The following is a 14,975-nucleotide window of genomic DNA, read 5'->3' as shown; positions in this document are numbered from 1 at the left end:
AAGGTAAAGTTCTTTTCCCTGTTCTTTGTTGGGGGGCAGACTGTTTGGGAGGAGCAATTGCTGACTTGCGGTGTGTACCAACTCACCAAGGTTAAAACCTTAACCCTAAAACCAATACGTCATCAGTTTGCTTACCGAAACCTTTCCAGTCTTCCAGGCTACGTTCCAGAAATTCTTTTTGGGCAGGCATAGTCAAATGTTCTATTTCTTTCAGTAAATTCTTGAATTTTTTGACCATAAACTTGGTATTGTTTTCCCCGCCAAATTGGTCGACATAGCCGTCTGACAACATGTATAACGCATCACCCTTGGTAAAAGTCAGGAAGTGTTTTTCAAAGCTTTTTTGGGCATATTGCGTACTGCCTATGGGGTATTTGCTGCCCTTAATTACCTGCATTTGATGTTTGTGAAAAAAATACAACGGACGCTTGGCTCCAGCAAAGGTAATTTTCTCGGTCTCAAAATCAATCAGACACAGCGCCATATCCATACCGTCTTGAATTTGGTTTTTTTTGTGCCCCTTGGTAGGGTAACTTGTTATCCCCAGGGCGTTCATTACCCCATGATCCAACGCCGACAATATCTTGGCTGGGTCAGTCATCCCTCGCTCTTTTACCAATTGGTTGAGCAAATCATTGCCCATAATGGTCATAAAAGCCCCTGGCACCCCGTGTCCGGTACAATCTGCCACCGCTATAATCAATTGCTTGCGTCCGGCTTTTTCTACCTCTGCAAACCAGTAAAAATCACCACTGACAATGTCACGGGGTTTATACAATATGAAAAAGTTCAGCCCTTGTTTTGTCAATACTGTTTGCGGGGGTAACAACGCCAGCTGAATACGTTTGGCGTATTGAATACTGCTTTTAATATTATTGTGGGCAAGGTGCAGGTGTTGGATTGATTCTTCGAGCACCTGAGCCTGGGCTATAATTTCTTCTTTTTGGTGCTCTATTTCGCTGGTGCGGCGTTCTACCTCCTTTTCAAGGTGTTCGTTTTGTTCTTTTACAAGGCGTTCATTTTCTTGTTGGGTGCGTTCCTGCTCTTTGCGGTAAAAATTGAGACGGTTGGCAAGTGCCAGCGAAAACAGTAAAACTTCGCCAGTGGCGCCCATTTCTATAAAAAAAATATTGTCTATATTGATTGGCAACAGGTTGGCATAGCTCAACGAAGCTACCGAAGAGGTCACAAATATACTCCCCCAACCCAGCAGGTAAAGCCGGGCAGGTGCATATTTTTTTAGTGCTACTTTTACCCCCATTGCAATCAGTAGTAGAGAAGTAATAAGAATAAACACTTGCCCTAGTTTGAGCGCAATATTGAGGTCAAAAAAGCTAATCACCGCTACCACCGTAAAACAAGGGTGTAACCAATAAGAAGCAGTTCTGAGGCGGGGTGCGTAGCGTTTGGTATGCAAAAAACGGTTGGCAAATAAGATCGAGAAATAACCGATCAAAACCAGCAACAAAAAATTGTATTCATCCAGGGTAGGGTGGTTGGGCCACAAAAACTCTTGCGAATGCCCTGCCATGGTAGCAGTGAGCAAGGTAAGGCTGACTACATAACATACATAGTACAAATAAGCTACCTCGCGGGTACTGACATAAATAAATAAGTTGTAAAGAATCATGATGATCATGAGCCCAAAATACATCCCATGCATCAGGTCTTTGGTGTGGTTTTTTTCTATAAAAGCAACGGCAGTACCTATATACAAAGGCGCCATTAACACCTTTTGACTATGGCAACGCATATAAAAAGTGTGAGGTTCGTTATCAAGCAAGCTTACTTTAAACAACAAACTGGTAGCTTTGATTGCGCGCTCGTCGTAAGTGCCCCGTTTGGCTTCGTGATAATGCCCATTGGGTATAGGCGTATAAAACTTAAGGTCTTGCAACGAAGTATTGGTGAGCTCTAGCACATATTGCCCAGGGTTGCCTTGTAGTACCAGTTTAAACCATACAGTGCCTCCGTTTGAGCCATAATTGACATTATTTTGCTTATTCAGCTTAAAGCGCTTTTGTATCTCAGGGGTTCGTATTTTCTGAAGGGTAATTTGGTGAGTAGTATCAGTAAAAAAGCCCACATAAGGGGTCACATCAATGATTCTGTCGCTTCCGTCGAGGTACAAGGTTTTTTGAGCCAGCGCAGGAACACTCTCTGTTATAATCAGGACTACTACCCATAAAGCTATACAAAGTACTTTGAACCTCTTCATGATCAAAACCTTTATTTTTATTAATCCCTTTAGTCTCCATACACTCATCTCCAGGCAAGTGCTTACCAGGTTTGTATATTCAAACATTGACTATGCCAAGATAACAAAAATTTGGTCTTAAGTAATGGACAAAAAATAATCTTTCGATTTAGGAAATGATCTTTACTACTGATACTTCGTTATTTTTATTGCTCGTAGCGCTGCTACGAACGCAAAAAATGCCTCGCCTCAGTGGTAAATCTCTATCTCCAAATGGATATCTTATTTTTCAACCATTACTAAACTACATCGCCAAAGAAGTTTTGGTAAACTGCTGTCTGGCAAAATAAGCTGTTCACTTGGTGCCTGCTTTATGGTGGGGTACTTACAGGCAATCGTTGGTTTACTACTCTCTGCAATTGGAGGAGCAGGCAACGGGACGATTAAGAGACAAAACACCTACTCTTTAGCTAACTTGATAAGCTCCTGATATTTTTTTTCATTGTAATTGTACACTGTCTGGGCTATTTGTTCTTTCCAGATTTGTGCTTCACGAGGCGACGTCTCATCAATTTTTTGTAAGATCGATAGTATTTTGCTTGCCTCATATATTTCCGTGTTTTTCAGGTTTTGCCTGCATTGAAGTACAATTGGGGGCAATGCCCTGCCTTGGGTGATTGGAGTTGGTCTAAGACGTTTGCCAACTATTTTCTCTACCTCTTGAGCAGGGGCTACTGGCACTACAACCGAAAACGTAGCCCCTTTATTTTCTTCTGAACGCACACTTACTTTTCCCCCATGGGCTTTTGCTACCAGTGCTACAAAAGCCAGCCCCAAACCAGTACTTCCTTTGCCATACATGGGATTGGCTCCTTTAAATTTTTCAAATATCACTTGCTGCTTTTCCAGTTGTATGCCTACCCCTTCATCTTTTACACAAACCTCTACCATCTGTTGGTCTACACTAGAGGCGTTTACCCATACTTGAGTGTTCACAGTACTGTGTTTGACTGCATTGGTGAGTAGATTGATCAATACCCTCAGCATTAAGTCCGGATCTGCTTTTATCCATAACGAAGTAGTCATGTTTTGTCGCAACACCACACCTTTTTGTTGAGCCACAAAGCGTACATTGTCTAAAGCCTCAGTTACCAACTGGTTTAGCTCACAACTTTGTAAAGCTGGCACTAGCTCTGCCTCTTCTAACCGGTGTACATCCAGCATATTATTCACGATGTGGAGCATGCTTTTCCCTGCCTGATGTATAGTAGCTTGCTGGGTTTTGGTGATAAGCATGCCCGATGCCAACCCTATGATGGTATTGAGTGGGTTTTTGAGGTCGTGCACCAACATACTGCTTAGGTCGGTCTTAAACTGGCTCAGTTCAAGCAAGCGATTATTGACTACCTGTAGCTCTTCGGCTTGGGTGGCTATTTCTTCTTTTTGATTACTCAAAAGCTGGTTTTGCTTTTTTGTCCGACGGTTTACATACACTGCATACAGAACAAACAACAACATGAGTAAGGCACCCAGCGCAAACAGCAGGTTGAGCGTATTTTTTTGTTGAATTTCTTTTGCTTGAGCTTTGCTTTTGGCGTTGGCTATTTCTATTTCCTTGTCTTTAAGTTCGGTTTTATATTTAATTGATAATTCCTCGTCTATCGATTCAATTCTTTGCGTTACTTGCTTGGCGTGGCTTTTAAAGCTCTCGTTGGCATAATACAAGGCTGTTTTATAATCCTTCCGACTTTTATAAAGCTGAAATAATCTGAAATCAACAGCCGATTGGTAATTGGGGTCAACTGTCAGTTTTTTTGCCATCAGTAGAGTCTCCAGGGCCATTGTTGGCTTACCTTGTTGTTGTTGTATAGCTGCCAATGCCAGGTAACTTTCAAATATAATGGGGTCACGCATTTGTTTGCGGAAATTGATTGCTTGTCTACAGTAATACAAAGCAGAGTCCAGGTTGGGAGACTGTCTCACTGTGTATACATGGCTTAACAAATGCCAGGAATCTGCCTGAATTTCCAGAAGCTTGGGATGATTGGGGTACTTGGTGAGCAATTGGTCGCAGATACTCAATGATTTCTTAAAGCACCGAAAAGACTTTTCTAAATCCCCTCCCATATACAAGTTGGTATAGGCTCCTCCCAGCAAAAAATAGGTTCTTGCCAAGCTTACAGGAGGTACTTTATATTTTTTGCCAATTTCTACTGCCTTTTTTAGGTAAAAAAAATCTTGCTTGCTTACTGTACCAAAGAAAATCGTAATATTATTATAAAGTTGAATTTTGAATGGATGATTTACATCAACAGAATCCAGTAATTTCAAGGCTTTTTGGGCGTATTCCATGCCCTTGTTTGGGTTGCTTATTGGTCCGTTACGGCTATGTAATTTCTGGAGAGTCGCCCAAAACATTGCTTTCTGGTAAACATCATCAACTCCTTGTAATACTTTTTCTCCCTGATCTTTATACTCGTATGCTTCTTTGAGCTTTCTCTTGGACAAACAAGTGTTGATAAGCTGAATATATGCTTGAATCTTTTTTGTCTTACTCTTTTGCAATGTTGCAGTTTTCAAGGCTTGCTTGGCATAGTCGAGACTAAGGCTACTGGTATCATTTTTTGTTTTGCGTGCCAATGCGCAAAGTATACTTACTTTAGATGTATCAGTATCGTTCAGGGCTTTGAGCTTGGTTTGCAATGCTTCTTTGCTTTCCAGTCTAATATGTTGAGCAGCTCCGGAAAAACTCAGTAAAAAACATATAATGCAAAAGCATAGAAAATGTTTCATGGCAATGAATAAAATGCTGTTGAATGTAAAAAGTAAAGGCAACCACCTGCAGGCAGTTTACCTTTACTTTGGGATATATTGGCAATCAACCATTCCTTTATATCAGGTAGTTGATTGATACCAATAGCTAAAAAATAACCTGTTTATTGTACTACCAACACCTCAATACGACGGTTTTTCTTGCGTCCTGCGGCAGTAGCATTGCTTACTTCTGGTCTGGTTTGTCCATACCCCTTGGCTATCAATCGCGATGCAGCAATACCATTGTTTACAAAGTACTGTCTTACACTATTAGCCCTTTGTTGCGACAGTCGCAAGTTATTGGCAGCGTTACCTACATTATCTGAGTGTCCCTCAATGTTAAACTTGTTTTTGGGGTACTTTTTCATAATGGCAAGAATCGCCTTCAGGTCTGGAATAGACTCATCGTTGATGGTAGTTTTGCCTGAGGCAAAGTGCAAACTATGGGCGTGTCGGGCAAGTTCCTTTTGTATGTCACTTAGTTTTGCCTTACTGATGGTTTCAGGGCAACCCTTATTAGCCAAAGTTCCTGCTTCGTCGGGACAGTTATCGTTTACATCAGCTACTCCGTCACCATCCTTATCTTTCATTTTGGCCTCCAGTGTATCTCTTCTTACTACATTGCCATTCTTGTCTTTAATCAACTTGATTTTATAACTATGCGTAGGGGTTTCGCTGGAGGTTAACTCTTCAGTAGTCAGACTTTCAGTTTTAATTGTATCTCTGCTAATCACATTCCCAGCGGCATCTTTTACTATTTTGATGGTATACTTTGCCGTAGGGGTTTCGCTGGTAATGGTTTCTTCAGTGTTTTGCTGTACAACCTTCTTCGGTTCTTTTTTCTTCTTTTTGCGCCCACCCAAGGTTTTACGGTAGCCAATTACAATTTCTGGTACGGTGCCCCTACTTTCACTTACATAAGACAAGTCCGAACTAATACCAATCAACAAGTTTTTGTAAGTATACTCTATAGACCCCACAAACGCCTTGCGGGTAGCCCATACTCCAGCTCCCAGGTGGTGGTTGCTATTGAGCGCATAGTGCCCCAACGCCCCTATGTTAAACTGGTTATCGTTTTCGTTATAAGTCCAGCGAAAATTGGGTTGTATTGAGATAGTACCGTTGTTCCAAACCTCATAACCTCCCGAAAACACCCAACCATAAGGCAAACGGTTTGTGTTGCCTATGTCTCTAAAATTATAATTGGGCTGATTGAGGTGGTTTGCCGATACACTGAAGTAGTTTTTGACTCCACCTATAGCATTCGACTGGTACCACATTGCCCCTAACCCTAACGAAAAGTAGCCATTTGCCCCATCGTTGGCAAGCAAAGCCTCTTGGTTGCCCGTGTTCAGGATTTGGCTTGCTGTAGTCAAATTACTTGAATTAAGACTTTTGCGGTAATAAGTACCTTGTGCCCCAAAACTAATAAAATGATTGTCGGCAAGCTGAAGGTTGTGGGCATAAGTGCCCGAAAACCCCAAGGTTTGCAAAGCACCCCCGTTTCCGGCCGCAGTCTGGTCTTGCATTAGCCCCAGCCCAACGCCTCCCCAACGTTTTTTGGCGGTTACCTGCCCGTTGGCATCCAGTTGTTGTGTTATCAGCGGATACACCACTGACAACATAGGATTAGAATAACTGAAGCCATTGCTGAGGTTTTCGTGGCGGTAATGAAACAATGCTTTCAGGTCGTTGTCTGAAGCCACCATCGCCGGATTGGTAAGCAAAGGGCTGTGGTGAAACTGGGCGTACTGTTGGTTTTGCGCTTTGGCAACCCCTACACTAAGCAACATGCCCAGTATATATATATAACTAAATATTTGTATCTTTTTCATTTGAGTTCAATTGTGTTGGTGATAAGTAGTAAGTTTTGTGAGGCATCTCAGTGTGATTAGTTTCAAGCGACAAGTCCCCATCCAGGCAAAAACCAGTGGTTTGCCTGAAATGATCCTGCCCAACTAACCTTGCCTTCAGGTTTGTTTGTCAAGAAAATGGACTGGATACCTGAAAACAGGCACCCAGTAAGTAGCAGCAAGTAATTAGCTATAAGCGACAAGTAAGGGTAACTCATTCATAATATGGTTGTTACACCTACTCATTAGGTATATTTAATTCTGCCTTGGTACTTATTTGCAATTTATCTTGCCAAAATGATGAACCCTTTTTTTCTTACTTCTTTGCCATCAAGTGACTTATACTTAATAAACCACACATACCTACCGTTAGGCTGTGGTTTGCCATTAAAGCGTCCATCCCAACCAATAGTGAGGGCATTGCTCACGTCTTTGGTTTCGTACAAGGTTTGGTTTTGTACGTTCAAAATTCTGAAATCAACACTTGCGGGAGCGGCATTCATAATCACATAAAACATATCATTATTGCCATCGCTGTTGGGGGTAAACAAATTAGGCATGTTCAGCACCAACTCAGGCACTACTGTAACAGTAATAGCCTCAGAAATAGCCAGTTGGGTAGTTAAACAGGTAGCAGCACTGGTCATTACCACCGTTACCTTGTTTTGGTCTGCCAAACTAGTAGTGGTAAAAGTAGCATTGGTTTCTCCTGCTACAGCCGTACCGTTTACTTGCCATTGATAGGCTGGGGTAGCTCCTCCGTTTACCGGAGTAGCCGTAAACGTAATACTTTGCCCTTGGGTAATGGTAGTAACCGATGCCGCCACAGTTACCGCTGGCACCTCTTTGGTGGCAATATTGAAAGTAACCTCAGTCGCAGTGGCTGTTTTATTAGTTACACAAGTAGCACTTGAGGTCATCGCTACCGTCACCTTGTCGCCACTGCTCAGTGTTCCTATGGCAAAAGTACGATTAGTTTCGCCAGTTACATCAGTACTGTTTACCTTCCATTGAAAAGTAGGGTTGCTACCCCCTGCCGAAGGAAACGCCGTAAATATGGCAAGGTTACCATTGCCACAAGCGGTATTGTTGGGCAAATTTGAACCTACGGTTACTGCCGCCGCTGTTGTGGTACCTACCGATAAGGTTAACTCCTCAGAAGTAGCCGTTTTATCTGTCAAACAAGTCAGGCTTGACGTCATCATTACCGATAACTTATCGCCATTTGCCAGTGTGTTGCTGGTATAGGTGCTACTGGTGGCTCCCGCAATATCAACCCCGTTCAGTTTCCACTGATAAGCAGGATTGGTACCCCCAGCCGAAGGGTTGGCCGTATAAGTAACCGTAGTACCACTACACAATGTATTGTCGCCCGTGATAGTCACCGCTGGAGTAGCGGTAGGATTTACCACCATTGCCAACGTGTTAGAGTTGGCCGTAGCACTGCTCACGCAAGTCAAACTACTGGTCATCACCACCGACACTACATCACCGTTTTTCAAGGTAGTGGAGGTAAAGGCCGCATTGGTTTCTCCGCTCACATTGGCATTGTTTACCTGCCATTGATAAGTAGGCGAAGTCCCCCCAGTAGTAGTAGCGGCAGTAAATGTGACAGAAGTCCCCTCGCAAATAATGCCATCGGCAACGTTGGCGCTGATAGCCACACTTGGCGCCACCTGGCTGGTAATGTCTACCTTGATTACCTCAGAATTGACCGACCCACAAAAGGCAATTGATGAAGTAGCCACTCTACGGAAGTAAGTAACCGCCGTCAAAGCACCTGCCTGATAATCTTTACTCGTGGCTCCTGCAATATCTGCCCAGGTAGCATTGTCGGTAGACGACTGCCACTGATAAGTAATGGTACCATCACCACTTGCATCCACCACCGACGTAAACTGATTGGGCGTGTTGCCACTACAAATGATTTGAGCACTACTTAGGGTGCCTGCCAGCATAGGAGTACAAATGTACCCAACGGTAAAAAACTGACCATCTGCAAGGTTTATATTGTCAAAAGTAACTACATTGGAGGCAAAACTTGCCGCCCTTATTTTGGTAGCACTGCTAAAATTGGCACCATCAGCACTTACCAAAAATACATAGTTCTCTTTGGCAGCACCAGGAAAGTTTAAACCGCTCAAATCAACCTTGACCTGGGTATTGCCCACATCGCCGTTGTTTTCTTCTACCCTCCATACTCTTGCCATCAAAGCGTCTACTTCCCCAGGTAAGTTGGTAGTGGTTACATTGGCAAAATCGGTAGAACCGCCATTGTCAGACCAAGCCAAAAACATTTTGTCAGTAGCAAAGGTATTGGTGTTGCTGGCACTACTTGCTGCAATTATACCCAACCCCATGGCTACCACACTACCACTATTGATAGACTTAGATTGGGTTTGGTTCAACGCCGAAGCATCGTCTCGCCCTATCCCTGCAATGTTATTCTTATAAGCAACTGAGACTGTACCATCCCACATCTTGGTGGTACCATCAGAGGCAAGGTAATCGGTGGCGGTGGTTTGGTCTAGGGTAATTCCATATTTGAGGGCAAGATAACTGTTTACTTTTTGACGGTCAGCGGCTGATAGCCCACTGCTATACACGATGATTTCTCCCAGGTTACCCTTCAAATCTCCTACTCGAAGGTTACAACTTCCTAACACAGGTCGTGCGGTAAAAGGAGTCAGCCCGTTATTGGCGGCAGGCAAGTTAGTTACTGTTCCATCCAATCCGTTCACCGCTATTCGGCTGTCAGTGTTGGCGCCTCCTTTGAGTTCACCATTCAATATATTGAACCCAGTCACTGAAGGAATACTCACATAATCAGAATTAAAATCTCCATCTCCAATGAACATTTTGGGAGCTACTGAACCAAAGAAATAAGCACCACAACCTCCAAGAGTTAAATCTCCTCCAAGAACTCGTCCCTTAGGACCATCGTGTGACACACTCGCAAATGCCTCTGTAAAAGTGATTTCACGATCTCCAACAAAGAAATCGCCTTCTCCGTCCAGATCCAGTACATTGTTAAAGTTCATGGCAGTTGCTCCAGTTTGAGGGTCACCGTTCAAAGTAAGACTATTGTTGTTGGTTTGGTCTATCCAACTGCTTACATTGTTACCAGTAGCAGTTACGCCAGTATTAGCTTTTACCCACAAAGCAATATTGGCAGTTACCCCACCTGGTGCGGTTACTAGTGCACCCAACGTAATAAACTGCCCATTGCTTAGGTTTACATTGTCAAAGGTAGCCACACCGTTGGCAAAGCTCGTCGCGTTTACAACAGTAGCTCCGCTAAAATCGGTAGCACTGCTACTAATCAATAAGAAAGCTTTTTCTTTAGCATCTATAGTATAGCTTAAGCCCTTCAAGTTAAATTGTATGCTAAGGTTGCCCACATCGGCTTGAGGTTCTTGTACTTTCCAAACTCGTGTCATGCGTACATTCATTGCCGTAGAGGGCAGCCCACTAGTAGCAGCATTGGTAATGTCAGCAGCGGCGTTGTCGTTTGCCCACGAAAAGAAAGTTTTATCGGTTCCAAAAGCATTGGCGTTGCTGGCATTGTCAGTAGCAATCGTACCCAAGCCCATGCTAATAATCGCATCAGGGCTGGCGCTTTTTGCCTGCTTTTGGTTCAAAGCCGACCCGTCGTCTCTACCAATGCCCGCAATGTCGTTATTGAAGGTAGCACCGGTAGCAGCATCCCACATTTTGGTGGTGCCATCCGAGGCAAGGTAATCAGTGGCTGCGGTCTGGTCTAGAGTAATGCCATATTTGAGGGCAAGGTAAGACTCTATACGTTGCAATTCGGCAGTAGTAAAGCTTTGCTTTGCCGCCAATACCTCGGCTATGCCTCCCTTAAAAACTCGGTCAGGCAAACTTCCATTAATTCTTCCACCAACTTCAAATCTATTGCCTCCTACAGTACCACAGTTTATACCAGTACCTGTTTGTTTACCATCTACCCACATAGTACCACCATTGGTATTGTTAGCCGTGGTGTAAGTTGCTCTAATGATGCGGTACTGCCCCAAAGCCCCTACAGTGGCTGCCGAGGTACAACCATTACCATCTAGTTGGTAAGTACCACCCGTAACCCATACCACTCCTGGTCCAGGAGCGCCAGTGGCAAACAAACCTGCAATGTTTTCGGTAGTGCCTTCGTCTTTGGCAACAATGAACATAGTCAAGGCTGCAGTGCTCCAGTCTGACGACGCAAAGCCCTCAAGCTCTTTACCCGAAGTTCCTGTAAACTTAATGGTAGGATTAAAATTGGCTTCGCTGGCATTGAGGGTAATGTCTGCCGATGCTGTAGCTGTTGCCTGTGTAGTGATAGAAGTCCCTACTTGATCTGCCCAAGTAGTTACTTGTCCACTGGTAGCCGTTATTCCTATATTGGCTTTGAGCCAAAGGTTAAAAGCTGTAGTAACACCCCCTGGGCTTTGTGCCTGTGCCTGTGGTAGCATGAGCCCAAAACAAACCAACCAGCTACACATTGCCCTCAACCACCAATATTTGGCTATAGGATGCTTAGGTGCTAAGCTGGTTAGATTAAATTGAAAATTGTCTGTTTGTTTCATAAATAAAATATAGTTTTCTAATTACAATGGAAGTGGCTCTTTGTTAGTGCACTTCTCTATGTGTTGCTAATTCGTACAGGTCAAATGTAATTAGTCTCTACTCATGTTTACAAACATCATTACCCCAATAATACCCTCTTTGTATTGTTATAAGTGTTATGGCTAAAATTATATTTAAAATGTTTTTCGGATCTTATTCAAGTAGAAATACTCGAACAATCAATGGTAAACCATTGTTCTTCATTGAATGGTGTTTTTTCTAGGGAGGGGGCACCCCTTCAAAACCCCTGCATAAAATTGTACTGTAGAGGGTTTTGAATATAAACTTTTGAAACACAGGAGTTTAAAAACTGACATGGTATGTGCTTTGTCTACCCTTTAGGTAAAAAGAGTAAAAAGTAAAAAGGGGAATATGGAAGTGTTAAATATTTGCCACAAACTGATTAAGGTCTTGCGAAGCCCTCAGCCTCAACCTTTTCTTGAGTCGGTAACGTGCCGATTCCATTCCCTTGGCAGAGAGGTTGAGTAAGTGGGCAATTTCTTTGTTGCTTAAGTGCATTTTTACGTAGGCACAAAGCCTCAATTCATTTTCATTAAGTTGTGGATACCGTTGCCCCAGTACCTTAAAAAAATCAGGGTGAACACTTTCAAAGTGGGTTCTGAACAGCTTCCAGTCATCCCCTTTGCTCAAATGTTTTTCTATACTTTTAATGGCTTCTATGATATCATCTTTGTGGGTGGCTTGTTTTAAACTGCACTTCACTTGGTGGAGTAATTCGTTCTTTTGTGAAATTTGCATTGCCAACACCGACAACTCCCTCGCTTTATGATCAATGATTGTTTTTAACAACTCCTTTTCTTTTTTGTACAAAGTGGTTAAACTCTGATTTTTTTCCTCTATCTCAAGCTTTTGGGCATAGTTTCTCTTAAAAGATTCGGCAAGCGTAAGTGCCGAGTTGATCCGGGCAATGAGTTCTGTAGAATTGAACGGCTTACGAATATAATCTACCACGCCTGCCTCAAAAGCCTTTTCTAAGTGGTGGTCTTTGAGCATTTGCCCAGTAATCATTACTATAGGTATATGTTGGGTTTCGGGTTGAACCTTAAGATAAGTGGTAGCTTCTAAGCCATTCATGATAGGCATGTCCCAGTCCATCATAATCAGGTCGGGGCATTTTTGCATGGCTATGCTGCAAGCTATTTGTCCGTTGGGTGCATGGTATACCTCGTAGTTTTTTTTAAACTCCTTAAAAAAATGGATGACGACCTTCAGGGTATTAGGGTCATCGTCAGCTAATAAGATACTTTTAGGCATTGGTAAAACAGGGCTAGGGTGAATATCTTTTGGCTGCAATAACTGGTTAATTTCATACTTGACAAAGTTTTTTATAACAGAAAATCTTCAAAAGGGTTGTAATCGGGCGTATAAGAGAAGCTTTGGATTACTTTGGGTTTGAGCATTTGTACAAACAACTTGGTAATCTCTGTTTTGAGTTTTTCTTCGTAGCTATAGGCAAGGGTTTCGGTCAGAAAAAAAGCCAGTTGCGCCAGCAAACCTGCATCTTTAGGCACAAACCTAAAGTGCGCGTCTGAAAATAAGTTAGGAACATACTTACCTTTGATATAGCGGGCAAACTTGGGGATAAACTTACTGGAACGGTTGCTGGGGGGAGCCACCAGCTTTAATTGGGGAAACCGGGTAAAAAACTCTTCATCTGCCACAGTATTGAGCAGCTTATAAAACCTTACCCAATGGTTTACCTCTTCTTTTGATAATTTTTTTTTGTCAATCACAATGTAGTGAATCAGAAACGGTAGCTCACTCAACTTTTGTAACAAATTAATGCGGGCATCGTGGTTGTTTTCCAGTGAAGTAAGAATGTTTTGAGGGCTTTGGGGAGTAAATAAAGGCATTTGGTTGGGGGTTACGTCACTGATAGGTTTTATCTCACTTATAATTTTTTTTACCCCCTGTTCTACTTCTTCTACCTCCTCACATTTTATAATCATCGCATTAATTATAAAATGCGAAGAGGTTTTACTACGGTCAAAGTTTAAATTACTATTGCCGCTTTCATCTAAAAATGCCCAGTAATCTGTCATAAACGCTAAAACAACTCAGACACAGTACCTTACATTGGTCTGATATATTATATCTACATTAGTAATCCGCAATTTACGGCAAAAATACTAAGAAAGGCTATTGTTTAAATTATTTGCCTTTGAATTTATGGAGTTTCACTGCATTTTTTTTATTTTTAAGAAACATATCTGTGTTTTAAATGCTTCTTATTGAGTAGCTTTACTTAATAAATCCTATAACTTTTTTTATACTCATACAAATCGATCAGTAATATCTTATTAAAAAGGGTAAGGAGTAATAAAAATCAAACAAATATTTCATTTGATAGGATTTTTGTAATATTGCCACACATTTTTACCTTAAACCTTATATATTATTTTTTTTTAAACTATTCTATATTAGTTTCCAACAAGGGAGTTCATAACAAACAATCTCCCAACTTTTAGTAAGTATGGTTTTAATTTACACCATGTTGTGGTATTAAAATCATCCAAACTTATCGTGGTTATCACCTTTGAGGGAAAGCAAAGTTAACCCCATAAAAATCAAGAAAATGATACAAAATAAGTTCAATATCTAACCCCCTAATTATGAAGCCTGTTATACTTTTATCAAAAAACACAACTTACGAATTATGATAACACTATACCTTATTGACGATCACGCCCTTGTAAGACTTGGGTTGAAAAAGATTTTATCCAGATTTGATGAGATTAAAATTTTATCAGACTTTAGCAGTGCGGCCGAAGCACTGGAGCAATTAGACCATGTAAAACCAGATTTGGTATTATGCGACATTAGTCTGCCCGAAATGGATGGTATAGAGTTTACTAAAAAAGCCAAAAGCAAGCATCCCGACCTGAAGGTAATTATGCTAAGTTCGCACAAAGAAGAGTTTTATGTATTGAAAGCAGTGGAAGCCAAAGCTGACGGGTTTTTGCATAAGGATGTGCTCGAAAACGAATTAATAGAGGCAATCAAAAGGGTCAATCAAGGAGGAAACTTTTATAGCCAAGACATTTCTCAAATCATTATCAACAGTTTTGTCAACGGCGATAAACCCTCTATTCCTCAATTGTCTGCCCGTGAAAAAGAAGTGCTACACTTTTTGGTAGAAGGATTGTCGAACAAAGAGATAGCCGATAAACTATTTATTAGCTCCAAAACTGTAGACAACCATCGGGCAAATATTCTGAAAAAATTGAATCTCAAAAACAACGTACAGCTCGTAAGATTTGCCCTCGAACATAAGCTGGTATAGTTTTTTGAGGGTTTTTGCTTGTTGAATAGGGGTTTTACCTATTACCCCTATCATTTACCCCATATCATTTCCCAAAAACAACCTATTTACTGGTATTATAAAATCTGCTACCTTTGTAACAGACAATTAGAGAGAAGTACAAAACAACTTCTCACTAAAACCAAACAAGACCTTATTATCTTAA

General features: G+C 41.8%; 7 protein-coding genes. 1 reads left to right on the top strand and 6 read right to left on the bottom strand.

Annotation, left to right across the window (positions count from 1 at the left end):
* Positions 1-91 precede the first annotated feature (91 nt).
* From M23134_RS21385 to M23134_RS21360, 6 genes are all read right to left on the bottom strand, one after another.
* Positions 92-2,305, bottom strand: coding sequence for a 7TM diverse intracellular signaling domain-containing protein (locus M23134_RS21385; protein ID WP_002699851.1), 2,214 nt, complete (start codon positions 2,303-2,305; stop codon positions 92-94).
* A 351-nt stretch (positions 2,306-2,656) separates the two neighbouring features.
* A complete protein-coding gene (locus M23134_RS21380; protein WP_002699847.1) occupies positions 2,657-4,990 on the bottom strand; it encodes a tetratricopeptide repeat-containing sensor histidine kinase in 2,334 nt (777 codons plus the stop codon).
* Positions 4,991-5,133: 143 nt separating this feature from the next.
* Entirely contained in the window at positions 5,134-6,846 is a 1,713-nt protein-coding gene (locus tag M23134_RS38630) for a PorP/SprF family type IX secretion system membrane protein (protein WP_002699845.1), read from the bottom strand.
* A gap of 302 nt (positions 6,847-7,148) precedes the next feature.
* On the bottom strand, positions 7,149-11,447 hold the full coding sequence (locus M23134_RS21370; RefSeq protein WP_002699841.1) for a T9SS type B sorting domain-containing protein: 4,299 nt from the start codon (positions 11,445-11,447) through the stop codon (positions 7,149-7,151).
* A gap of 421 nt (positions 11,448-11,868) precedes the next feature.
* Positions 11,869-12,762: a response regulator gene (locus M23134_RS21365; RefSeq protein WP_045114059.1), complete on the bottom strand. Its 894-nt coding sequence runs from the start codon at positions 12,760-12,762 to the stop codon at positions 11,869-11,871.
* A gap of 71 nt (positions 12,763-12,833) precedes the next feature.
* Positions 12,834-13,550, bottom strand: a complete 717-nt coding sequence (locus M23134_RS21360; RefSeq protein ID WP_002699838.1) for a DUF3800 domain-containing protein — start codon at positions 13,548-13,550, stop codon at positions 12,834-12,836.
* 614 nt (positions 13,551-14,164) lie between these two features.
* Here M23134_RS21360 and M23134_RS21355 point away from each other — a divergent pair.
* Positions 14,165-14,791 carry a response regulator transcription factor gene (locus M23134_RS21355; RefSeq protein ID WP_002699836.1) on the top strand — a complete coding sequence of 209 codons (627 nt, stop codon included), beginning with the start codon at positions 14,165-14,167 and terminating at the stop codon, positions 14,789-14,791.
* Positions 14,792-14,975 lie beyond the last annotated feature (184 nt).

This window comes from Microscilla marina ATCC 23134 (genome assembly GCF_000169175.1).
Taxonomy (GTDB): Bacteria; Bacteroidota; Bacteroidia; order Cytophagales; family Microscillaceae; genus Microscilla; species Microscilla marina.
The sequence above is the reverse complement of the archived record's forward strand: the minus strand, read 5'-3'. Positions and strand labels throughout refer to the sequence as shown.